Raw genomic sequence first — 22854 nt, forward strand, 5'->3', positions numbered from 1 at the left:
AAGAGTCTCTACTTGGTTGGAGTACCCTGATGAAAAAACATTTGCCATTGCCCTTCATTTAATTTCCAAATTGAACTTCTTAATGATTTAATTCCGGTATCATTTGACTCAGTACAGTATGTTGCATGCACAATTTCTGAAGATAACAACCTTATGTTAAAGTCAGTAAGTATAAATGGTATATGGTTCAATGGAGACCTACTCTTTAAAAAGGTTAATTGCATTGACTTGTCGTACTTTCTACCCGACGAACCATACTCAATATAGTCATGAGCTAATAGTTTTTCAAAATCCTCTCTTCGAGCATGCATTAACTGCTTTTCTAAACTTAATATTATATCTTTTAATTCTTTACTCAACTTATCACCCCAGGTTGCCTTTCAATTTTCAGTGATACCTTCATGGGATTAAAAAAGTCCATTTGAGAAAACAGGTTAGTTTTTAGGTAGCCAGTAGGATAGGTTGCTTTTTTTAAATAAAAAAGAGAACGTTCCGTGCTTTCGCTAGGTACCGTTCTCGATATTCAATGACCATTTTTACCATTCAATGATACGCATCTTTAATATTTATGATTTATTCATTTCGAATTTTTCAGTAGCAGGGAGCGATAGGTCGTTTCAAACAGAAATTCAAACGCCTCCAGATGCTTTTTAGCTTCAAACACATCACAACCCCATGCATAAATGCCATGATTACGCAATAAAATGCCTGGAACCTGATCATTCAGCACGTCTGGTACCAGCTTGGCAATTGAGGCGATGTCAGCATAATTTGGCAGTACGGGAATCTGAATGGCGGCATTTTCCTCCCAAATGTTAAAAGCCTTAATGAGCTCGATGCCTTGCACAGGTACAAAGCCCTGCTCACCGTAATATTCGGAAATCAGGTTGTTAAACACGGTATGCACATGAAAAACTGCTCCACAGCCTGTCAGGCGGTAAATTTCGCAATGGATGAGCGTCTCTGCACTTGGCTTGAGGTTTGTGGCTTCTGCCGCTTTTCCGTATTGGTCTACGAACAGAAAATCCTCAGGAGTACGTTTGGTCTTATCCTTGCCGCTAGCGGTGACTGCAAAATAAAATTGTTCTGGGTGAAAATTACCGATTCGGATCGACAGATTACCGCTTGTACCTGGGAACCAGTTGCGAGAGGCGAATAGCTCCTTGACATCAGCGAGTTCTTCCAGTGAACGGCGTTTTTCCTCAAACGAAATGTCTGCCAAGTTAAAACTCATTACAGTACCCCCTGCTCCTGTTTTTGCTTTAAATCCTCGATAATATCGTCAAATGTCTCAAAGGGTACATGCGGTACGCCAAGCTCTTGACACTTTAATGTCAGATGTGAGCGGGAGTACACAAGGTCGGCAATTTTGGCTCCTTCAAAATCTGTCAGGCTGTCGCCAATCAAAATCCGTTCGTATTGCTCGGGAGGGTATTGACGAATGACGGTCGTTTTGCACATGCCACAGTCATTCTTACATGGCTCCTCACACCGATGCGGCCACGTGATCTGGATGTGAGCCCCGGAAAAATCCGCTCCGTTGCAAAAAATGTGATCCTGCGGGATGCCGAACGGTTCTAGCAATGGATCAATAAAAAAATCAATGCCGCCGCTAGTAACGAAAAATTCAATCTGCTGCTCTCGTACAAAGTCCAAAAAGCGTGCAAAGCCCTGACGTATACCCGCTTGTCCAAGTACATATGAGATAACGTCTTCCTTAAGCTTCGAAGGCATCAAGGCGAACATCGCACCTACGCCTTCACGAATGGACATATGCCCGTTCACAATTTGATGCATGATGGGCTCATAGCCCACAGGCTTAAAATGCTTCATAATAGCGACAATATTATCACTGTTCGTAATGGTCCCGTCAAAATCACAAAAAATGACGGGCTTCTTGGCTGTGCTCATCGTTCGCCTCCCCACGTGTCGAGCGCAAATTGCAACTCGGGATGAGTGCGGGCGTATTGGGCCAGCGGGACATTCTGCTGCACCGCCTCAATCGCCTGCACAAAAGCGCGCCCACCAGCTTCCGTACCTAGTGGATGTCCGTGAATACCGCCCCCGGCGTTAACCACCACATCAGTACCAAAGTCGCGTACAATGAGTGGCACCAGACCGGGGTGTATCCCTGCGGAAGGGACAGGCATGCTGGTCTTCAGCGGTAGAGCAGGGGTGATCAGCTCGTCGCGAATCGCCATGTTTTCCTTACGCGGCATTGTCACTGAGCCATAGGGGGAAGGGAAGAGAACGAGATCAGCACCAGCTAGCCGCATAAGCTGACCAAGCAGGACGGACGCCGATATACCATAATGAGGTGATGGGTATGCAGCACCTGCTAATGAAGGATGGGCTGCAATCGGTACCGAAACCGCGGGATCGCTGCTAAGCTCATGCAGTACATCATAACCATAGGCCAGCACGTTAAATAGTAATGCGTTCGCACCTGCGCCGATAGCCTTGAGGGCTTGCGCTTTGAGCTGCGAGGTTGGACCGGTTAAATTAGCGGCATACAGCAGCTTTTTACCAGTTTCACGTTCAGCCGCTTCGGCAGCTCGGATACAGGCTTCGACACGTTTTTCAATCGGCGTCAGAGCATTTTCAAACAAGATCTCATCGTCCTTAATCAGATCAACGCCGCCGAGAGCCTGACGGGTAAACTGTTCACGCAGTTCGTCCAAATTGAGCCCAATTACGGATTTGAAAATGCTCATGAGCAGAGGCCGATCATACACGCCAAGCTGCTCACGCAAGCCGCTGATACCGAATTTCGGACCTGAAAAAGCAGAGAGGAATGCTTCCGAGAAACCCAGCTTCGTCAGCTTAATTCGGCCGTCCATCGAAATTTTGCCGAAGACCGTAACTAACAATGCGGGAATATCACGGCTGAAATTGACATCCGGGTAAGCGATCGTTAAGTCGGCGTACCGCTCACCGGGACCTCCATCGTGAATATCCACAGATTGAACAGAGCCGAGATGCTTCTGCATCGCATCCCGCTTGGCCTGCGGGAGCTCAGTCCAGCTGCCCACCGTCATGCCGATGGCAATAGATTGGGCCTTTTGCTTAAAATCAGCTTTGTCATCGTATATTCGGTAGGTCGCCAGGCAATAGCTCACTCAATTCCCTCCTTAAGTACAGCTCCCATCTCGCGGGATCGTTCAGCGCAGCGCTGCACCGCCGCAATCACCGTTTCGTAGAAGTCACCTTTGTCCAGTGTTTCCAATGCAGCTACCGTGGAGCCATTAGGAGACATGATTTTATGACGAAGGGCAGAAGGCTCCTCTCCGGTTTGCTGGACCATGCGTGCTGCGCCAAGCGCAGTTTGCACTGTTAGTTCATGCGCTTGTTCAGGAGTCAAGCCACCGCGGATTCCCCCGGCAATCATCGCCTCCATTAAGTAGTAGACATAGGCAGGGCCGCTTCCGGAAATGCCGGTCAGTACATCCATTTTCTCTTCCTCTATAACCGTTACTGTACCTACGGATTCGAACATCGTAAGCACGTTTTTACGTTGAGTTTCGCTGATCTCCTTGGAAAAACTGATGCCTGTGGCTCCCAGTCCAATCGAACTGGATGTGTTGGGCATCGTTCGTGCGATTGGCTGTTTGCGACCAAGCAACGTTTGCATGGTACGAATAGACAACCCGGCGATGACCGAAATGATCAGCTGTTCATCTGACAGAAGGGGACCGAGCTGTCCAAGTGCCCCGGCAGCATCTTTAGGCTTCATGGCAAGCACGATCACTGGAGAATGACGCAGCAGTTCCGTTTTGGCTGCATCCTCAGTTTGGAACAATACTCCGTATTGCTGTTGGAGTTCTTCAAGACGAGCCTGATTACTGCGGTTGATGACGGTAATACCGCCACGTTTAACGACAGAACGATTCGTCATCCCACGAATAATAGCCTCAGCCATTGAACCTGCACCGAAAAACGTAATTTGCTCGTTAATTAACACCTTTGTTTGTGATTCACACATGGATTCATACCTCCAAAGATACGGATTGATTTATGATATTATTCCCTGATTTGTCCAGTACCGTACACGCGGTATTTGGTTGAAGTCAAGGCAGGCAACCCCATAGGGCCGCGGGCATGTAATTTTTGTGTGCTGATTCCGATCTCGGCACCAAATCCAAACTCGAAGCCATCCGTGAAGCGGGTGGATGCATTGTGGTACACGGCTGCCGCGTCCACTTCTTGCAGAAAACGCTCAGCATGAGCTTTATTCTCAGTAACAATACACTCTGAATGCATCGTGCCATACCGGGCAATATGCTCCAGTACTTCGTCCAAATTGTTTACGACTTTTACATTCAAAATGTAATCATTGTACTCAGTGCCATAATCCTCTTCCGTCGCAGAGACAGCCCAAGGAGCTAGTTCTCGTGTCCGTGCACATCCGCGCAGCTCAACCCCAGCATCACGAAAACGTTCAGCCAATCCTGTTAAATGTGCTTGGGCATAATCCGAGTGTACGAGCAGTGTTTCCATTGAGTTGCACACGGACGGTCTTTGTACCTTCGCATTGAGTGTAATCGCTTCGGCCATTTCTACATTCGCTGTAGCGTCCAAGAACGTATGGCATACGCCAGCCCCGGTTTCGATGACAGGCACGGTAGCATTCTGAACAACATTTTGAATGAGTGAACGCCCGCCGCGTGGAATAATCACATCCAGCAAGCCGTTCAAGGTGAGCATTTCGCTGACGGAGGCACGGTCTGAATCTTCAATGAGTTGAAGCGCCTCGCGTGGCACGGCTGTTGCGTCTAGCGCCTGCTGAAGCACTTCAATGATCTTGCGGTTGGAGGAGAGAGCAGCCGAACCCCCGCGCAGCACAACCGGATTGCCTGTTTTCAAGCACAGGCCCGCTGCATCCACGGTCACATTTGGACGCGCTTCATATATGATGCCGATGACACCCAGCGGTACACGTATTTTCTCAATCCGCAGACCATTCGGACGTTCAATTTGCTCAAGCGTGTCGCCGACCGGATCAGGTAGTGCCGCAATTTGCCGCAATCCTTCAGCAATGGCCCCGATTCGCTCCTCGGTCAGCTTGAGGCGGTCGAGCAGCGATTCCGACGTTCCCAACTCCCGACCACGTTTTAAGTCCATATGATTCGCTGCAATCAGCTCTTCTGTATGGTTTACTAGAGCTTCAGCCATAGCAAGCAATGCTTCGTTTTTTTTGTGCTGTAGTCAGTCGGTTCATAACCCCGGCACTTTTTTTTCGCGAGACTTGCTTTGGTTCGTACTTCGCTGAACTGGTTATCCTCTGTTATCGCTGTGTTTGTCGTTAAATCACTCATATTATGGCCTCCCTACATACATAATGTAATCCATTCATCCCTGTGGATCACCTCAAGCCGATGGATGGGACCAATTTTGCCCACAACCTCACCGCTAGGTAAACCTTGTACCATTTTAAGCTGTTCATCATCATAATTGACGATGCCACGTCCTAATACCTTATTTTCCGGTCCCAGTACCTCAACGACATCTCCAGCATGAAAGCTGCCCTCGACACGTCGTACGCCAACCGGAAGCAGACTATGTCCTCCGTGTACTAACGCTTCTTCGGCCCCTTGGTCTACATGCACTGAGCCCAAAGGTGTGGACATAAATCCAAGCCATTGTTTTTTCATCGGCAGTGAGGAGAGGTGAGTATCAAAATAAGTGCCTGGTCCGTGTCCTTCGACGGCTGCGTCTAGATCACCATTTTCGCTTACCCGTCCCACATATACAGGCACACCGCCGCGTGTAGCCACTTTGGCAGCCTCGATTTTGGATCGCATGCCGCCAGTTCCTACTGCTGATCCAGAACCTCCGGCTAATGCATAAATCTCCTCTGTAATTTCCTCGATACGTTCAAAACGTACAGCGTTTGGATGCTTGCGCGGGTCAGCCGTATATACGCCATCGGTATCCGTAATGATAATCAAATGCTGGGCTTTGACCAGATTGGCAACTAGTGCAGACAGCATATCATTATCGCCGAATTTCAATTCGTCAATCGATACAGTGTCATTTTCGTTAAAAATCGGGATAACCTGCTGGCGCAGCAATTCTTCTACAGTCATTCCGGCATTGTTCATCCGTTTGCGGCTCAGAAAGTCACTACGGGTCAGCAGAACCTGCGCGATTACGAGGTCAAAATTTTTAAAAGCCTGCTCATAGGCTTGCATGAGAAGAGCTTGGCCGACGGCAGCTGCCGCTTGCTTTTCATGCAGCAGTTTGGGCCGAAAGGGATATCCAATCTCCCGGAACCCGGCGGCTACAGCGCCTGATGTAACCAGCAGCACTTCATGGCCTTTTGCACGAAGCAAGCTGATTTCCCTAGCAAAATAAGCGATGGCTTCCCGATTCAGACCACCTTCCACTCCAGTCAGGGAGCTACTACCGATTTTAATGACGATACGTGTTGACAAGACGTCCACTTCCTTAATTTTACTCTTTTTAATGCAAAAAAACTTCCATCCTTTGTATGCAAAGGACGAAAGTTTGTGCTTCCGCGGTACCACCTTCATTGATGATTCATGATCATCCCACTTAAAACCTGTTAACGGCAGGGACCGCCTGATTGCGCAGGGCGCTCGGGGATAGGAGTTGGGAGAGAGTCCAGGTAAATTCTTGCAGCCTATCGGAATTTACTCTCTGAACAGGACCGAGCCTCTCTTAATAGTCCCTTCAACGCGCTAAATGATATTGGATACAGAATACCACGAAAAGACTAGGTTTGGCAAAGAAGTTGTAGCTGGAAAATACGGCTTAACCAAACAGGTTTAGCTTGCCAATTCGATCAGCCGCCTCGGCCAGTCGAGCTTCTGAGCTCAGAAGCCCTGCTCGCACATATCCTTCGCCGCCGCTACCGAACCCAATCCCTGGAGCGACAGCTACCTTGACTTCACGCAGTAGCAGATCAGCAAAAGAAGCCGAAGTATAGCCCTGCGGCACAGGCAACCAGCTGAAGAAGGAGCCGCTTGGACGCGTCCCCTTCCAGCCTATTTGACCAAGGGCATCATAAAAAGCATTGCGGCGTGATTCATAGCGAGCAACCAGCTCGGTTACGCATTCCTGTGAGGACGTCAGAGCTGTCGCCGCTGCTGCCTGAATACCTCCAAACAGGCTTACATAAATATGGTCCTGTAGCAAATTAATCAGCGAGATGATCTTGGCATTACCGAGCGCGAAACCAACACGCCAGCCGGCCATGTTGTATGTTTTGGACAAGGTATAGAACTCAATCCCCACATCCTTAGCCCCCTCGGCCTGTAGGAAGCTTACAGGCCGCTTGCCATCGAATCCAATAGCGCCATAGGCAAAATCACTGGCAACCACAATACCGTTACGTAGCGCAAATTCAACCGTATCCTCGTAAAAGGAGAGTGGGGCAGTTGCCGCAGTGGGATTATTCGGATAATTAAGGAACATTAATTTGGCGCGGCGGCGATCTTCTTCGGAAATGGCTTCATAATCAGGCAGAAAATGGTTCTCTTCCTTTAAGGGGAGAAATGACATTTCCGCTTTAGCCAAGGCTACGCCAGACCAGTAATCCGGGTAGCCGGGATCAGGGACGAGACACACATCGCCGGGATTGAGCAAAACTTGCGGTAGCTGAACCAAGCCTGTTTTTCCGCCAAACAGGATGGCGACCTCGCTTTCCGGGTCAAGCGTTACACCGTAATCCTCCTGATAGCGCTGGACGATGGCTTCTTTGAGAAAGCTGTAGCCGCGGAAAGGAGAATATTTATGATACAGCGGGTTATCCGCTGATTCCTGTAAAGCTTTTACAATATGAGATGGAGTAGGAGTGTCCGGGTTTCCCTGTCCGAGATTAATGACATCATGCCCTGCTGCAATTTCACGGTTTACATTTTGTACAAGTGTGGCAAAAAATTGAGTGGGTAACTGTTTCATGACGTCAGCCGAGGGAATAGAAAAATGAGTCATCAATGTACACGACCTTTTGGAATAGTTTAAGAAACAATCTATCACGATTTTACCGAGTTGTATAGGGGGAATTGAGCTTGTATGGTTGCGTAATCCAGACTAATCGGGCTATGATGGGAGAAAATACCGGACAATGGGACACGGGAAGTTCCGGCTCATAGAGAGGATGAAGAACTTTGACGTATCAGGAAGCTCAGCCATTCGGTGTGGCACTTATACAAGCTCATATAGAGATAGGAAATCCTCCCGAAAACCACAATCATATCCGTTCTTTAATGGAACAAGCGGTAAAGGCCGAACATAAGCCAGATCTGATTGTTCTACCGGAAATGTGGAATACAGGTTATGCCTTGGATCGCATTCATGAGCTGGCGGACGAAGAAGGCACGGAGACTCGGGCATGGATAGCGGCATTTGCCGCCACTTATCAAGTGAATGTAGTAGCAGGGTCGATCGCAGAGAAAAAAAGCGACGGTCATGTATACAATACGATGCTCGTTTTTGACCGTACAGGCAAAGAGGTGGCGTCGTATTCTAAAATTCATCTGTTCCGACTTATGGATGAAGAGAAATATTTACAGCCTGGCGAGGAGAAAGTTGTATTCGCACTGGATGGCGGAATACAGGCTGGGGCGTCAATTTGTTACGATATCCGTTTTCCTGAGCTGGCTCGCAGTCTGGCCCTGTCTGGCGCAAATTTGCTGATCGTACCTGCAGAATGGCCTCATCCCCGGCTTCACCACTGGCGTACCCTGCTGACCGCACGGGCTATTGAAAATCAGATGTATGTCATTGCTTGTAACCGGGTAGGTCGTAGTGGAGATACCGATTTCTTCGGGCATTCGCTCATCATTGATCCATGGGGAGAAATGATTGCCGAAGGCGGAGAGCAGGAGGAGATTCTCACAGGCTCAATTGAGTCTGCCTTGGTTCAGGACGTGCGTGGGCGTATTCCAGTGTTTGAAGATCGGCGTCCCCTGCTGTATGACCGATAGTCAGTATAGAAAGGATAATCCATGCTTAAGGAACGCATTGAATTTTTGTGTAAAAAGAAAAACCTATCCCGTAAAGAGTTAGTAGACGGATTAGTTACCCCTGCACATTTTGCGAATATATTGGCTGACCGTTACCCGCTGGCTGAGGATTTAGCTGAGCAAATTGCTGAACGTCTAGGTGTACAATCTTCCTACCTATTACGTGCATCGGCAGAGGATGAGGAGACGCTGGCTACAGCGGATACGATTTTCACAGAGCTGTCCAAGCTGGCTAATCCCGCTACGGAAAGCTATGTGGATCAGTTGGAGGATCGCAACGATTCGCTCGTGGTGGAAATGACGACTTATTTGATGAAGGCTGTTTATTTCCAGCAGCTAAATGACCCAACAGCCTATGAATATTTGCATCAAACCTATTTGAATTTTTATTTGGAGAGGTTTGGTCGCTCGGATGAGGTGGAGTTGCCCGCACCACTAAAAAAAGCAATTTTATTTTATAAAATTCAATATTTCCGCTCTAAAAATCATTATTATGATGTACTAAATAACGTTACGCAGCTCATCCGCCTGGTGGATGAGGGAACCGAAAACTGGCTGAATGCGCAAAACATTATGATGGAGGCCTGCATTCAGGTCAAGCAATTTGATCAGGCCAAACAGGTGTTTGAGCAAACAATGCGCAGGGTATATGATGATCGGCTCTTTCACCGTCTGACGGGCCTGTACGTGACTTATAGCGGATATTGCTTTGCTATGGGTTCTGTACAGGAAGCACTGTTAACGTTGTCTATGGCGGAGGCGAATTTGGTCTATTTGGAAAATGCGGCAGATATGCTTACGACGATCCTGAACAATCGGATTATTATGCTGACATCGATTGGCGAGCTGGATAAGGCCTTGGAAGAAGTAGTGCGTTTTGAAGCATTGGTGAGTCGGGAGAGAGAGGAAATGCAACAAATGATGCTGCCCGTTACGCTGATATACCGTTGTGAGATTGCATTTGCCCGAAAAAACTGGGGACTGCTCTCACAGCATCTGGATCAGCTACGTAAAACTAATCTGACAACGGATCAGCAAATGGGGCTTGATTTTTATGAAAGCCAGCTTGCGCTTGCCCAGGGAAAACAGGATGCTTTTTGGACGCATGCTCTGCAATGTTTGCCTTATTTTGAAACTCTCCAGCATCCAGCGCGGCTTGAGCAACTATATGAAACGCTGGCTGTAGTATCCGAGGACAGTCGTCGCTATAAAGAATCATCAGCGTATTATCGTAAACTGGTCTATCTTTTGCGTAAAAAATAGGCTGAATGCACTCGTTTTTCACAAAACATTCAGATGATCGTGCAAAAGAATGCTCTGAAGTGCGCAAAATTTTGTGCAAACCGCCCCAAAGCTCAAAACTAAACCGACAAAAAACAGTTTAAAGCTGCTGTTTTTTCGGTTTTTTTGTATGCGTCAAAACGTATTGTGGTGTTGGATACCGTCTTCTATACTGAATTCATAAGGTACAACAATACAAAATATGAGGTGCAACCACATGATGAACTTTTTCGGTAAGAAGAAAAAACAGCAGGATGCGATAGAACATGCAGATCAACTGATGAATAAGGGCTTATCCGGATTATTTATGAAAGGTCTGGTCCCCAAAGAGCATCGGGAACAGATCAACCAGAGCTTAAACTCGGCAAGACAAGCTCAAACGGCGGCTAACGGAGGCTTGGCGATGGCAGCAACTGCGGTTGTGATTTCGGTAACAGATACCGGGAAGCTCGTGAATTTTGATCCGATTGTGGTGCTTGTACTAGATGTGACGGAAGTTAGCGGCAATCGATACCAAAAAACGCTGGAAACGCTCGTATCTAAGCTGCAAATTCCGCGACCTGGAGATGTGGTGGGTCTGGGTAGCAATCCGGCAAATCCATCAGAGCTGATTTATATGGGGCTGGTGACAGCGTAAATGATTGGCGGGCGTTTCACCATTCTTGCGAGCACATTTTTTTTAAATAAATGATTGAAAAAGGGGTTTTGGAGAATGAAAGGATTTTTGAGTTTGATCGGGGTACTTCTGGTGTTTGGCGTAGGGTTTTCGCCTTTTCTGGCTGAATATTTATGGGATGATCCATTTTTAATTATGGAAGCCCCGTGGTATCGGCCGTTAATTTATACAGGCTTTGCGCTTATATTTCTACCGGGTATTTTAGGTTTGTTTTTTGGTGGCGGTAAAGTCAAGAAGGGTGTTCCGGGGGTTGGAATCATTACAAGTGTTCAACAAACAGGGACTTATGTAAACAATCAACCACAGGTAAAGCTCGGGTTGACCGTAACCAAACAGGGTGAAGATAAATATGATACTGCTTTGACGACGATTATTCCTTTGACCTCCATGGCTCAATTTCAGCCAGGCTCGATTATTCCGTTGATCGTATCTGAGAAAGACAAAATGAAGGTGGGTCTTGACCTGAAAGGTCAGGTGTCGCAAATGGATTTGCAAGCGTTAATGAATGAGCAGATGGTCAAGCAGGGCGTATCGCCTGAGCTGATGGAAATTGCCAAAACCGGTGAACAGGCCTATGCAAAGATAATGGATGTCACACCCATGGGTGAAGCGGGGCCCAATAAAATCAAGCTTCAGTTTACACTGACAATAACGAAAAGCAACGGCGAGACATTTAATGTAACCACGCAGAAGGAAGTTTTTTCTTCCCAACTATCCAAACTGCAGCAGGGAAGTATTATAGAGGTGATATATTCGCCTCAAGATCCTTCGAAACTGGTTATTAAAACACAAGTGAGTGAATCCGACGTGCAGCAAGCATTTGGTTCATCCCGATAAAAAAATTGTTGAATCTGTTTCAGATACAGCCCATAGGTGTATTATAATAGTATCCCGACACCAGGAGGTTGATAACGATGGATAACCAAAGTAGATCCGAACTGGCGAATAGGGATGGCCTGTCACGGCCGAGAGGCTTAAATAGACAGGTTGTCGGAAACAACTTTGAAATGGGCTATGATCAGGATAAAAGTCCACCCCATGTAGGGAGACCCTGATCACAACAAGGCGAGGACAGGCACTTTGGGATCACACAGCACATTGGAACTGAGGTAGGACATTCTTGGATACCAAGACTAGAGACCTTAAGGAAAGAAGTGATGCGGGATGGATAAAGTGGAGTTTCCGAGCAAGTGTAGAGTAATCAGGCGAGGCTGACATGGATTTCAAATGAACATGAAATGTGGTTCGTTGAAGACAGAGGGAAGCAATCGCAACAGTGTAATCGAACCCGTGATCTAAATGCCGTATTGAAAGTATAGGGGCGAAGCCCCAGGACCGTCTTCCTCTCTGGCTTGGGCTGGGGAGGAAAACGGTCCTTTTCACGTTCGATGCTACTTTTGAGAAAGTTGCTTGACCGTTTCTCGGAAGGTATCAATAAAAGCTTCGGCAGCTTTAGACAAATAACGTCCGTTCCGGTAAGCAATCGCCAGGGTACGGCTGGGGGTAGGTTCGGCTAGTGGCAGCAATGCTGGAACAAACTCGCTGCTGGCGGCGCGGGCGATAAAACGGGGAACGAGCGTCACTCCCATACCTGTCGCTACGAGCGATTGGAGTGTCTCCATATTGGTGCTTTCAAACACCACATTAGGTTCAAAGCCTGCCTGATGACACAGATCCATCGTCAGCTTGCGAAAGCCTTGCCCTTTTTTCAGGACGACAAAAGGCTCGTCTTTAAGTTCTTCCATGTGCACTGGCTGCGGCTGATTACCGTTTTTACGCAGGGCTAGGGGATGACCTGGAGGAACAGCGAGATCAATCCACTCTTCACCTATGGGTACATAAGAAAGTGTAGGTTCTACTAGGGGAAGAGAGAGCAGGCTGAGATCGGTATCGCCACTTGCCGTTTTTTTCTCCAGATTCATGGATGAATCTTCGACTAACACGATTTCAATGTCTGGATGAGCCCTCTTGAATACAGGCAGCACATGTGGCAGCAAATGGGAGCCCGTGATAGGCATACTGCCAACGACGACCTTCCCTTTTCTCAACTGAGAGATATCGTCCATTTCCTGTCGGAGCTGTTCCACCGCGTCGACTATTTTTTTTGCCTTTTCCACAAAGCTTGCTCCGGCATGTGTTAGTTCCACCGTGCTGGTGTTGCGTTGAAATAACAGTACACCAAGCTCTTTTTCCAGTTTGGACAATTGCTGGCTCAACGAAGGCTGAGCGATATGCAGTTTTTCTGCTGCGCGTGAGAAGTTTTTTTCCGCTGCAATTTGCAGGGTGTACTGAAGCTGTCTGAATTCCATCGAATTTTATGCTCCTTGTCTTATAAGCTTTTCCTATTACATCATAGACTGATTATACAATAATAAAATTAAATGCCCAATCCTAACGAATCTCATGTGTCACAAGTTTTATATAAGATGAAGCGTTTATTCACAAATAGAGTCTTTTAATATAGATAATTAATTCCCTTAACATTCTCCTGATAAAACATAATTAATCTTAGTTCTGGTTGTACAAAAAAAAAGGTCTGGGAGGAAAATGAATGCTAAAATGTTGGGGGATACATACGAAAAAATCGGTAGCTGCACTCCTAGCGACGATGATGCTAACCGTAAGCGGCGGGACAGCGATGGCAGTCGAGAAGGACACGACAATTAAAAATGTAATTATTCTGATTCCAGACGGTATGGCTAATGACGCTACTGCATTGGCTAGATGGTATAAAGGATCATCCTTAACGTTAGACAGCATGGCAAGCGGGATGGTGCGTACACATTCTGCGGATGCACCGATTGCCGATTCTGCTCCGGCGGGTACAGCTTTTGCCACAGGACATAAATCACATACTGGGTATGTAGGCGTTCTTCCAGACGAAGCAACGATGCCCGGACAGCAACCGATCGCAGCAGGTGACGCCAAAAAGCCTGTAGCTTCCATTCTGGAGGCTTCCAAGCTAGCAGGGAAATCGACCGGAATTATTGCTACTTCGGAGATTATGCATGCGACACCAGCTGATTTTACCGCGCATTATCCTGACCGCAAAAATTATGATGCACTCAGCATGCAACAAGCCTACAACGGAGTTGACGTTGTGTTAGGTGGAGGCGGCAAGTTTTTGGAGCCAGCAGGGCGTAAGGACGGCCAAGATTTAATTGCTCAAATTAAAGACCAGGGCTATGATTTTGTCACAACACCTGAAGGGCTGAAAAATTCGACCTCCAGCAAGCTCTGGGGCAGCTTTTCTCCTGAAGCTCTTGCATATGACCTGGATCGCGATGCATCGAAGGAACCTAGCTTGGCAGAAATGACAACGAAAGCCATTGATGTGTTATCCAAAAATGATAAAGGCTTTTTCTTAATGGTAGAGGGCAGTAAAGTGGATTGGGCTGCACATGCTAATGATCCAACGGGAATTATTAGTGACGTGCTTTCATTTGACGATGCAGTGAAGGTTGCTCTTGATTACGCCAAGCAAAACCAAAATACTGTCGTCGTAGCAGTGACAGACCACGGAAACGGTGGATTGACGATTGGTAGCAGTGATACAACTAGCAATTATGACAAAACGCCTTTAGCTTCTTTTATAGATCCATTGAAAAAAGCGAAGCTGACGGGTGAAGGCTTGGAAGCCAAGCTGAATGCAGATCGCAGCAATATTAAAGAGGTGCTTTCCACGTATTTTGGCATCACCGATTTGTCAGACGAAGAAGTAAAAACAATTAAAGATGTCAAAGAAGGCAGCATGAACTATGCCGTCGGACCAATTATTAGCAAACGCGCCAATATTGGCTGGACTACAGGTGGACACACAGGAGGTGATGTCGTGTTGTACACGTACGCGCCGAACGGTGACCGTCCATCCGGTGTCATCGACAATACAGATGTAAATAAGTATATGACACGTGTACTTGGACTGGATTTGGATACAGTCAGCAAGCAACTGTTTGTTCCTGCAAAAGCCGCTTTTGAAGCTAAAGGAGCCAAGTTTACTGCGGACACGAAAGTCATTACGGTGACCAAAGGCAGTAACAAGCTGGAGCTTCCAGTATACAAAAATATTGCTACACTGAATGGTAAAAATTCTACGCTCAACGGTGTAGTCGTATTTAACGGCGTTGATTATTTTGTACCCCAGCAGGCGATTGATTTGATTCAGTGATAAATAGACCTATCGAGAGAAGCTGTTTCTTCCATAACGGAGGAACAGCTTTTTTTGTGTGTAGAGATGAATATGTAGTTTTTAAGGTGAGAATGAAATTGGTTTTCAGAAAATGGGATTTTTTGTGAAACTAGTCACGTTATATTCTCTCTGATGTTGCTAGAATAATACATGTACGATATAAGCCACTGATGATGTAAAGTCCGGATGGACGAGGGAAGAAGGGATGAGTCACGGACGAATTATTACTGCGTCTGGCTGATGGCAAGGAATGGACGCATACGGAAATGACGGAGCTGCTGACACGTCTGGATAGTGAGCCGACGCTACGAGCACAACTGCGCCAACTGGCAGCTCGCACCAAATTGGAGCGTTATGGCAAAGGTGTTTTTTTACGAGGATTAATTGAATTCTCAAGTATATGTCGTCAGGATTGCATGTACTGTGGGCTGCGTGCTTCGAATAAACAGGCAGACCGTTACCGTTTGCAGCCGGAAGAAATTCTGGCCTGCTGCGCGGAGGGGTATGAACTGGGTTATCGGACCTTTGTTTTGCAAAGTGGGGAAGATTACTGGTTTACGGCTGCCCGGCTGACGAAACTAATTCGGGAAATTAAAAGCCGTTTTGCAGATGTGGCGGTTACATTGTCCATCGGTGAACGGGATGACGAAACTTATGAGCAACTATACGAGGCGGGCGCGGACCGTTTTTTGCTCCGGCATGAGACAGCTTCACCCAGTTTGTACGCCAAGCTGCATCCGACGATGACGATCGAAAGCAGACGTAGCCGGCTGCTGGTTTTGCAACGGATCGGCTTTCAGATCGGGGCTGGATGTATGGTGGGATTGCCGGGACAAACGAACAGTGAATTAGCAGATGATTTGGTCTATTTGCATAGCCTGTCGCCAGATATGATCGGGATTGGCCCCTTTTTACCACATAGCAATACGCCGCTTCGTGAGGCCAGCCAGGGGAGCATGGAAAAGGCACTTGATATCATTTCATTATCCCGGTTGCTCGTTCCAGATGCGCTTATTCCGGCATCCACGGCCATGGGGACGATTCATCCCCAGGGAAGGGAGAAGGCGCTTCAGGCGGGAGCGAATGTGGTGATGCCTAATTTGTCGCCACTGGCGGTGAGGCCTAAGTATGCGATTTATGAGAATAAAATATGTTTGGGCGATGAGTCTGCCCAATGTAGACATTGCTTGGAGCTGCGAATCCGTGGAGCGGGATTTGAAGTCGATATGGGGCGCGGCGATAGTTTGAGAGTGCAACGACAGCTTATGAGACAGGGGACCGTGTGAGAACGTGACGGAAACATTGCAGTAACCATAAATAAGGAGATGGGTATACGTGAGTGGAGTACGGGAGAAAGTGTCGGCAGATTTTATTAATGAAGCAGAGATAATGGCCGCAGTGGAGCAGGGGAAACAAGAGGCAACAAATCGACAACGCATTTTGGAAATTTTAGAAAAGGGTAGAGCCTGCCGCGGGCTGAAAGCAAGTGAAGCGGCGGCTCTTTTGCATGTAGATGATCCTGAATTATTGGAAGAGATGTTCAAATCTTCGCGGGCCGTCAAAGAGCAGATTTATGGCAACCGGATTGTGCTGTTCGCTCCTTTATATGTAAGCAACCACTGCGTTAATAACTGCGAATATTGTGGGTATAAGCATACCAATGATAGCTTTACGCGTAGCCGCCTGACACCGGAGGAATTGGTGGAGGAGGTAAAAGTACTTCAAGAATTGGGACACAAGCGACTCGTACTGGAAGCGGGGGAAGACCCAGTCCATTGTCCCATTGATTATATCGTCGATTGTCTGCGCCAGATCTATGAGGTCAAGGTAGATAACGGCAGCATTCGGCGGATTAATGTGAATATTGCATCCACAACCGAGGAGGACTATCGGAAGCTGGCAGAGGTAGGTATTGGTACGTATATTCTATTTCAGGAAACGTATCATCGGGAGAGCTATCGCAAATTTCATCTGCAGGGACCCAAACGGGATTATGATTGGCATACCACCGCAATGGATCGGGCCATGCGTGCGGGAATAGATGATGTGGGGATCGGTGTGTTGTATGGCTTGTATGATTTCCGCTATGAAACTGTAGCCATGCTGAAACATGCCGAACACTTGGAAGAAACCTTTGGCTGCGGGCCTCACACGGTCTCGGTTCCACGATTGCGTCCGGCTGAAAATGTAGACCTGGAGCGGTATCCGTACCTGGTCAACGATGATGATTTTATGAAAATTGTATCCGTTCTTCGACTGGCTGTCCCTTATGCTGGGATGATCCTGTCTACGCGCGAGGAGCCGGAATATAGAGACCGTGTCATTGGTTTAGGCGTGTCACAGATTAGTGCTGGATCAGCTACAGGCGTAGGCGCCTATGCAAAACAGGAGACGGAAGATAAGCCTCAATTTGAGGTGGGAGACCATCGCTCTCCATCGGAAATTATTAAAAGTTTGTGCCGTGGCGGATATATGCCAAGCTACTGTACAGCTTGCTACCGTGAGGGACGAACCGGAGATCGCTTCATGGAACTTGCCAAATCCGGACAAATTCACAATGTGTGCCAGCCGAATTCGCTGCTGACCTTCCAAGAATATCTGCTGGATTATGGGGATGAGGAAGCACGTGAATTGGGAGCTGCTGCTCTGCGTGAAAATCTGGAGCGTATACCACGTGAATCAACGCGCCGTTTGACGCTTGACAGACTTGAACGATTAGAAGCAGGCGAGCGCGATTTGTATTTTTAGCAATTGATAATAATAGCATTTGAAAATAAAAAGCAGTCGCGTTGGAATCAGCGCGGCTGCTTTTGTATGTCTAGAGAAAAGAATATTAATGACGAGATTTTAAGAATAACTTCCTGCTTTAGCGGCTTGCTCCCAGGCCAGCATAGCAGATGGAAAGCATTCAATAGCCCGGGGGAAGACCCCCTGGACATAAGCGATAAACACACCATAGTTCACAATCGGCACGCCGGCCGCTTTCGTTTCAGACATTCGGTGAAGCATTGTACGCCGATTGAGCATACAGGCACCGCAATGAATAACCAATGCATATTCACTCAAATCATCAGGAAAGCTGGAGCCGGATGCATGCTCAATAATGAGGCGTTTACCTATCGTTTGACGGAGCCAACGTGGAATTTTCACTCGACCAATATCGTCAGATTGGCATTGATGAGTACAGGCTTCGGCAATGAGTACACGGTCTCCATCCTTGAGACGTTCAATGGCTCTTGCACCTCGCACCAGTTCGTCCAGATCGCCTTTGTGACGGGCAAACAGAATGGAGAAAGAGGTAAGTGGTATATCCTTGGGCGTGTCGGCCGCAACTTTCATAAAGACCTGTGAATCGGTAATGACCAGGCTGGGCTTGCGTCCCAGTCGCTCCAGCGTCAAACGTAGCTCATGCTCTTTGGTCACGACAGCGATGGCATCGCTCTCTAGCGTATCACGGATCGTTTGCTGCTGCGGCAGAATCAATCGCCCCTTTGGTGCCGCTTTATCGATGGGAACCACCAGCACGACCAGATCGCCGGGTGACAACAGGTCACCTACGATACGGAAGCGATCTTCGTTTTGGGGGAGTGTATTTGTGATGGCCTTTTTCAGTTCTGCGTCACCCCGGAGCATAGATGCACTGAAAGGAATCAGTGCGAGATTCAATTCGGTCTCCAGCGTTGCTGCCATTGGATCTGATTCAGCAAGGGTATCTAATTTATTCAGTACACCAATGACAGGAATCTTTTTGGTGCGTAGCTTTTCGAGCAGCTCGTACTCGAATGGTCCGACTCCAACAGTGGCGTCGATGACCAGCAGAGCCAAGTCTGTACTATTAAGTATTTCTAGCGTTTTGTTGCGGCGCAGCTCCCCGATCTCACCCTCATCGTCCAGTCCGGCGGTATCCACCAGAACAATGGGACCCACAGGAAGTAGCTCCATCGGCTTGAAAACGGGGTCCGTAGTCGTTCCTCCTATAGGTGATACCACAGCGGCGGGCTGGCCGGTCAAGGCGTTCAGAATGCTGGATTTGCCTGCATTTCGGCGACCAAGCAGAACGATATGTGGTCGGTTACTTCTTGGGGTATCATTCATTCCCATGGTGAGTTCCTTCTTCCTGCCCCGGAATTCCGGGCTTGGTTACGGTATAGGGATGGCACAATTGGTCAATCCGCGCACGGGTCAGCTGACCGCGATCCTCTGCAATATCCTCTGGTGTGCGACCCTGTGCAATGGCTGCTGATGCAATGGAAGTAGCTTCATCATAGCCAAGCTCAGCGACCAGCGCGGAGGCCATCACAGCTGAGCTATGCAGATTAGCAGAGCAGCGTTCCTCCTGTACGATCAGACCGCGCACACACCGTTCCTCGAACAGTTGAACGGCATTGGTGAGAATATGCAGCGATTCCAGCAGCGATTCGGCAATCAACGGCAGGAACGCGTTCAGCTCCAGCTGTCCAGAGGCAGCAGCCATCGTGATAGCCGCATCTTCGGCCATCACACGCATCGCTGTCAATCCGGCCATTTCAGCCATTACCGGATTGAGCTTGCCAGGCATAATGGAGGAACCAGCTTGGACTGGGGGCAGCAGGTATTCACCGATACCACCGAAAGGACCAGAGGCCAGCAGACGAAAATCGCTAGATATTTTGAGCAGATTTACCGCGGCGGATTTAAGTAGACCTGACACCTCCACGAAGACATCCATATTTTGAATCGGATCCATGGGGTGGTCGCTACGGCATAGCCCTAATCCAGTCTCGTCCGCCAGCTTTTCGACCATCCGGTAGCTGTAAGCCCGAGGTGCATTCATACCTGTGCCAATCGCCGTGCCTCCAATAGGGATTTCTCGTAGCCGCTCTTCGGCTTTATAGAGGCGCCAACGGTCACGCCCTATAGCTTTTGCGTAGGCGCCAAAGCCTTGCCCGGCCATCATAGGCAGGGCATCCATTAGCTGTGTGCGACCTAGCTTGAGCAGGTCGGCATATTCTATTTCTTTTTGCTGTAAAGCATTTTGTAACGAAGACATCGTGTCACACAAAGGGCGCAGCAGGCGTATCGCTGCAATTCGTAGCGCCGTGGGATATACATCATTCGTAGATTGGCAGCAGTTCACATCATCCAGCGGATGTACAAGCTCATATTGTCCTGGCTGCCCCCCCAGCTGTACGATGGCCAAATTAGCAATGACCTCATTTACGTTCATATGGGTACTGGTGCCTGCGCCGCCTTGCATGGCATCCACGGTAAACATATCTTGATGCCGTCCTGCGAGTAATTCATCGCAGGCATTTACAATGGCAGAGACCCGGTGGGCAGACAACCGGGTCTGCTCACCATTCACTTGAGCGGCGGTTTTTTTTACCAACACAAGAGCGTGAATCAGATTCCTGTTCACGGGCCTGCCGCTGACTGCAAAATTGTTCATCGCACGTGCGGTATGAATACCGTACAAGGCATCCATAGGAATTTCCATGTCTCCTAGTGCATCCCGTTCGGTCCGCATAACTTTGACCAGAGGAGAAGACGGAGTCATGTTATAGACCCGTCGCCGGAATGCGTGTCATATGCAGCAGCTGACGTGCACTTGCAGCTCGTTTTTCCTCAACCCGGGCATGAACCAGATCTGGCTCGACCAGCTTGAGGGCTTGAGTTGGACATTTTCCAATACAGGCCGGTCCGCCGTCCACACCTTCGCACAAATCACATTTGCTGGCAATCATGCGTTCTTTAGGTTGCAAACGACCCGACACATTGGTGTACAGTCCGTCTTGCACGACCGGCTGTCCATCTCTGTATTGAGGCACCATGGTAATTGCACCGTAAGGGCAGGCGATCATACAGGTTTTACAGCCAATGCAGCTTTCGCTATTAATAAGAATGCAGCCGTCTGCGTTCGTAATGGAGCCGTTCGGACAGGCATTAGCACATGGAGCATCCTCACAGTGACGACACTGAACAGGTGCAGTGACTCCGAATGATTTGATCACCTGTAGGCGAGGGTGAAAATGAAACTCGTCATCTGGCGAGATAAAAGGGTTCTCCGGCGAATGTGCGATAACACAGGCGATTTCACAGGTGCGACAGCCGATACACTGATCGGGATCAGCTAAAACAAAGCGATTCATACAACTCGACTCCTCTCTAACTAACAGCAAAATATAATTTCTAATGATCATACTTATGTGTTGAGCGTACTAATGAATGGAATAATCGTTATGCCCTTTGACGGGCATATCATTGCTACGGCTCTGCTTGCCGGGTCCACGCTTTTGGAAGGTCGTGTGCAGCAGATGGTGCGATACATGACCTAGCGGCTCACCCAGAAATTCATCGTACAGCTTGATGATAAAAGGATTCTCATGCGATTTGCGCACCTGAGATGCAGCATCATGTCCGTAGATGGACGATTTACGCGCACGATAAGCCTCGATTTTTTGTTTTTCCAACATGAGCTTGGGTTGCCCTCCTCCGCTGATACAGCCGGCTGGACAGCCCATGACCTCAATAAAATGATAATCACATTCACCCGCCTGCACACGATCCAGGAGTTGGTAGGCATGTTGGAGCCCAGCAACGACTGCCACCTTGAGCTGCAGCTCGCCCACCTGTACCTCTGCTACTCGAATGCCTTCCTCGCCACGGACAAAATCCAGCTGGAGCTTGGGCAGCTTCTCATTCGTCAGCAGCTCATAGCCTGTGCGGATGGCAGCTTCCATAACTCCTCCAGTTACCCCAAAAATAGTGCCTGCGCCTGAATATTGTCCTAGCGGTGCATCAAATTCTTCATCAGGCAGGTTCATAAAATCAATGCCGCGCTGCTTGATCCAGTATGCCAGCTCACGCGTGGTCAGCACCTCATCCACATCACGATAACCGTCGGATTCCATTTCGGGACGATCGCATTCAAATTGTTTGCAGGTACATGGCATGATCGCGACGCTGTAAATATTCGCAGGTTCCACCTCATCCAGCTGTGCACCATAGGTCTTGATCAGCGCTCCCACCATTTGCATTGGCGATTTGCAACTGGATAGATGGTCTAGCAGATCGGGGTATTCAATCTCGGCAAAACGGACCCAAGCTGGACAGCAGGATGTGAACATCGGTAACGGTCCACCCTCGGTTACGCGGCGAATCAGCTCAGTGCCTTCTTCCATGATGGTTACGTCAGCTCCGAAATTCGTATCATATACTCGATCGAAGCCGAGACGACGAAGGGCAGCTGCCATTTTGCCGGGCGTCAGGGTACCAAACGGCATACCAAATTCCTCTGCGAGTGACACGCGAATGGCTGGGGCGCACTGCACGATTCGAAGCTGTCCTGGCTTCTTCATCATGTCAGCTACCTTATTCAGGTTATAGCTATAATAGGCAGCAAATAGCGGTTCGCCGATGTCGGCAGGCATATCGCGTTCACGTATACGTTCCTGTCGTCTGATGGCGGCTGCCTGTGGAGATGAATCTGCCCAATCTGAGGCGTACACGCTGCATATTTGCACACATTGACCGCAAATAACACAGCGGTCTGCGTTCACGGTTTGAGGTTCTCCAGGCAGTCCCTCTATGGCATCTACCGGACAAACACCCGCACAGCGTCTGCATCCAGTGCAGAGCGTTGGGTCAATATGAATGACGGGGTCTGTAGAATCAGACGTCCTCATACAAGGAGGCGAAGAGATCTTGTCTGTTGTTGACATGTTTTTCTACCTTTCTGC

Annotated in this window: 20 protein-coding genes and 1 pseudogene; 8 read left to right on the forward strand and 13 right to left on the reverse strand. The window is 48.3% G+C overall.

Going from position 1 to position 22854, the window contains the following annotated elements:
- Window positions 1–8: 8 nt before the first annotated feature.
- The 8 genes and pseudogenes from C400_RS0116000 to C400_RS0116035 form a co-directional block, all read right to left on the reverse strand.
- Complete coding sequence (locus C400_RS0116000) at window positions 9–359, reverse strand: nuclear transport factor 2 family protein (protein ID WP_017427565.1); 351 nt, start codon at window positions 357–359, stop codon at window positions 9–11.
- Between the two features lie 218 nt (window positions 360–577).
- Window positions 578–1234 carry a methylthioribulose 1-phosphate dehydratase gene (gene mtnB, locus C400_RS0116005; RefSeq protein ID WP_017427566.1) on the reverse strand — a complete coding sequence of 219 codons (657 nt, stop codon included), beginning with the start codon at window positions 1232–1234 and terminating at the stop codon, window positions 578–580.
- Window positions 1234–1911, reverse strand: a complete 678-nt coding sequence (locus C400_RS0116010) for a 2-hydroxy-3-keto-5-methylthiopentenyl-1-phosphate phosphatase (RefSeq protein WP_016822164.1) — start codon at window positions 1909–1911, stop codon at window positions 1234–1236. The genes mtnB and C400_RS0116010 overlap by 1 nt, the downstream gene beginning before the upstream one ends.
- Entirely contained in the window at window positions 1908–3119 is a 1212-nt protein-coding gene (locus C400_RS0116015; RefSeq protein ID WP_017427567.1) for a 2,3-diketo-5-methylthiopentyl-1-phosphate enolase, read from the reverse strand. Before C400_RS0116015 ends, C400_RS0116010 begins: the two co-directional genes overlap by 4 nt.
- Window positions 3116–3982: a pyrroline-5-carboxylate reductase gene (gene proC, locus C400_RS0116020; RefSeq protein ID WP_016822162.1), complete on the reverse strand. Its 867-nt coding sequence runs from the start codon at window positions 3980–3982 to the stop codon at window positions 3116–3118. The genes C400_RS0116015 and proC overlap by 4 nt, the downstream gene beginning before the upstream one ends.
- Before the next feature lie 38 nt (window positions 3983–4020).
- A pseudogene (locus C400_RS0116025) lies at window positions 4021–5315 on the reverse strand (glutamate-5-semialdehyde dehydrogenase).
- A 12-nt stretch (window positions 5316–5327) separates the two neighbouring features.
- Window positions 5328–6533, reverse strand: a complete 1206-nt coding sequence (gene proB, locus C400_RS0116030) for a glutamate 5-kinase (RefSeq protein WP_016822160.1) — start codon at window positions 6531–6533, stop codon at window positions 5328–5330.
- 241 nt (window positions 6534–6774) lie between these two features.
- A complete protein-coding gene (locus C400_RS0116035; protein ID WP_017427570.1) occupies window positions 6775–7956 on the reverse strand; it encodes a pyridoxal phosphate-dependent aminotransferase in 1182 nt (393 codons plus the stop codon).
- A gap of 176 nt (window positions 7957–8132) precedes the next feature.
- Between C400_RS0116035 and C400_RS0116040 the strand changes: the two genes are divergently transcribed.
- From C400_RS0116040 to C400_RS27930, 5 genes are all read left to right on the forward strand, one after another.
- A complete protein-coding gene (locus tag C400_RS0116040; RefSeq protein WP_017427571.1) occupies window positions 8133–8951 on the forward strand; it encodes a carbon-nitrogen family hydrolase in 819 nt (272 codons plus the stop codon).
- A 21-nt stretch (window positions 8952–8972) separates the two neighbouring features.
- Window positions 8973–10253: a helix-turn-helix domain-containing protein gene (locus C400_RS0116045; RefSeq protein ID WP_016822156.1), complete on the forward strand. Its 1281-nt coding sequence runs from the start codon at window positions 8973–8975 to the stop codon at window positions 10251–10253.
- 235 nt (window positions 10254–10488) lie between these two features.
- Entirely contained in the window at window positions 10489–10908 is a 420-nt protein-coding gene (locus C400_RS0116050) for a hypothetical protein (protein ID WP_016822155.1), read from the forward strand.
- A gap of 75 nt (window positions 10909–10983) precedes the next feature.
- Window positions 10984–11784 (forward strand): DUF3592 domain-containing protein, encoded by an 801-nt coding sequence (locus tag C400_RS0116055; protein WP_017427572.1) that lies wholly within the window; start codon window positions 10984–10986, stop codon window positions 11782–11784.
- A gap of 77 nt (window positions 11785–11861) precedes the next feature.
- Window positions 11862–12002, forward strand: coding sequence for a hypothetical protein (locus C400_RS27930; protein ID WP_016822153.1), 141 nt, complete (start codon window positions 11862–11864; stop codon window positions 12000–12002).
- A gap of 336 nt (window positions 12003–12338) precedes the next feature.
- Here C400_RS27930 and C400_RS0116065 read toward each other — a convergent pair whose 3' ends face one another.
- The gene (locus tag C400_RS0116065; RefSeq protein WP_017427573.1) at window positions 12339–13256 is read right to left on the reverse strand and encodes a LysR family transcriptional regulator; all 918 of its coding nucleotides are present in this window, start codon (window positions 13254–13256) and stop codon (window positions 12339–12341) included.
- Window positions 13257–13498: 242 nt separating this feature from the next.
- On the opposite strand from C400_RS0116065, the gene C400_RS0116070 reads away from it, so the two are divergent.
- The 3 genes from C400_RS0116070 (at window position 13499) to hydG (ending at window position 17884) form a co-directional block, all read left to right on the forward strand.
- Window positions 13499–15115 (forward strand): alkaline phosphatase, encoded by a 1617-nt coding sequence (locus tag C400_RS0116070; RefSeq protein WP_017427574.1) that lies wholly within the window; start codon window positions 13499–13501, stop codon window positions 15113–15115.
- 254 nt (window positions 15116–15369) lie between these two features.
- Window positions 15370–16422 (forward strand): [FeFe] hydrogenase H-cluster radical SAM maturase HydE, encoded by a 1053-nt coding sequence (gene hydE / locus C400_RS0116075; RefSeq protein ID WP_228552600.1) that lies wholly within the window; start codon window positions 15370–15372, stop codon window positions 16420–16422.
- Window positions 16423–16471: 49 nt separating this feature from the next.
- Complete coding sequence (hydG, locus tag C400_RS0116080) at window positions 16472–17884, forward strand: [FeFe] hydrogenase H-cluster radical SAM maturase HydG (RefSeq protein ID WP_017427576.1); 1413 nt, start codon at window positions 16472–16474, stop codon at window positions 17882–17884.
- A gap of 99 nt (window positions 17885–17983) precedes the next feature.
- On the opposite strand, the gene hydF is transcribed toward hydG, so the two are convergent.
- The 4 genes from hydF to C400_RS0116100 all read right to left on the reverse strand — a co-directional run bounded on the left by hydF (window position 17984) and on the right by C400_RS0116100 (window position 22836).
- Entirely contained in the window at window positions 17984–19237 is a 1254-nt protein-coding gene (gene hydF / locus C400_RS0116085) for a [FeFe] hydrogenase H-cluster maturation GTPase HydF (protein ID WP_017427577.1), read from the reverse strand.
- The gene (locus tag C400_RS0116090; RefSeq protein WP_026065462.1) at window positions 19224–20672 is read right to left on the reverse strand and encodes an aspartate ammonia-lyase; all 1449 of its coding nucleotides are present in this window, start codon (window positions 20670–20672) and stop codon (window positions 19224–19226) included. The genes hydF and C400_RS0116090 overlap by 14 nt, the downstream gene beginning before the upstream one ends.
- Before the next feature lies 1 nt (window position 20673).
- Window positions 20674–21264, reverse strand: a complete 591-nt coding sequence (locus tag C400_RS0116095) for a 4Fe-4S dicluster domain-containing protein (protein ID WP_016822146.1) — start codon at window positions 21262–21264, stop codon at window positions 20674–20676.
- Between the two features lie 69 nt (window positions 21265–21333).
- A complete protein-coding gene (locus tag C400_RS0116100; protein ID WP_231124939.1) occupies window positions 21334–22836 on the reverse strand; it encodes a [FeFe] hydrogenase, group A in 1503 nt (500 codons plus the stop codon).
- Between the last annotated feature and the right edge of the window lie 18 nt (window positions 22837–22854).

This window comes from Paenibacillus sp. ICGEB2008, assembly GCF_000307675.1.
Classification (GTDB): Bacteria; Bacillota; Bacilli; order Paenibacillales; family Paenibacillaceae; genus Paenibacillus; species Paenibacillus polymyxa.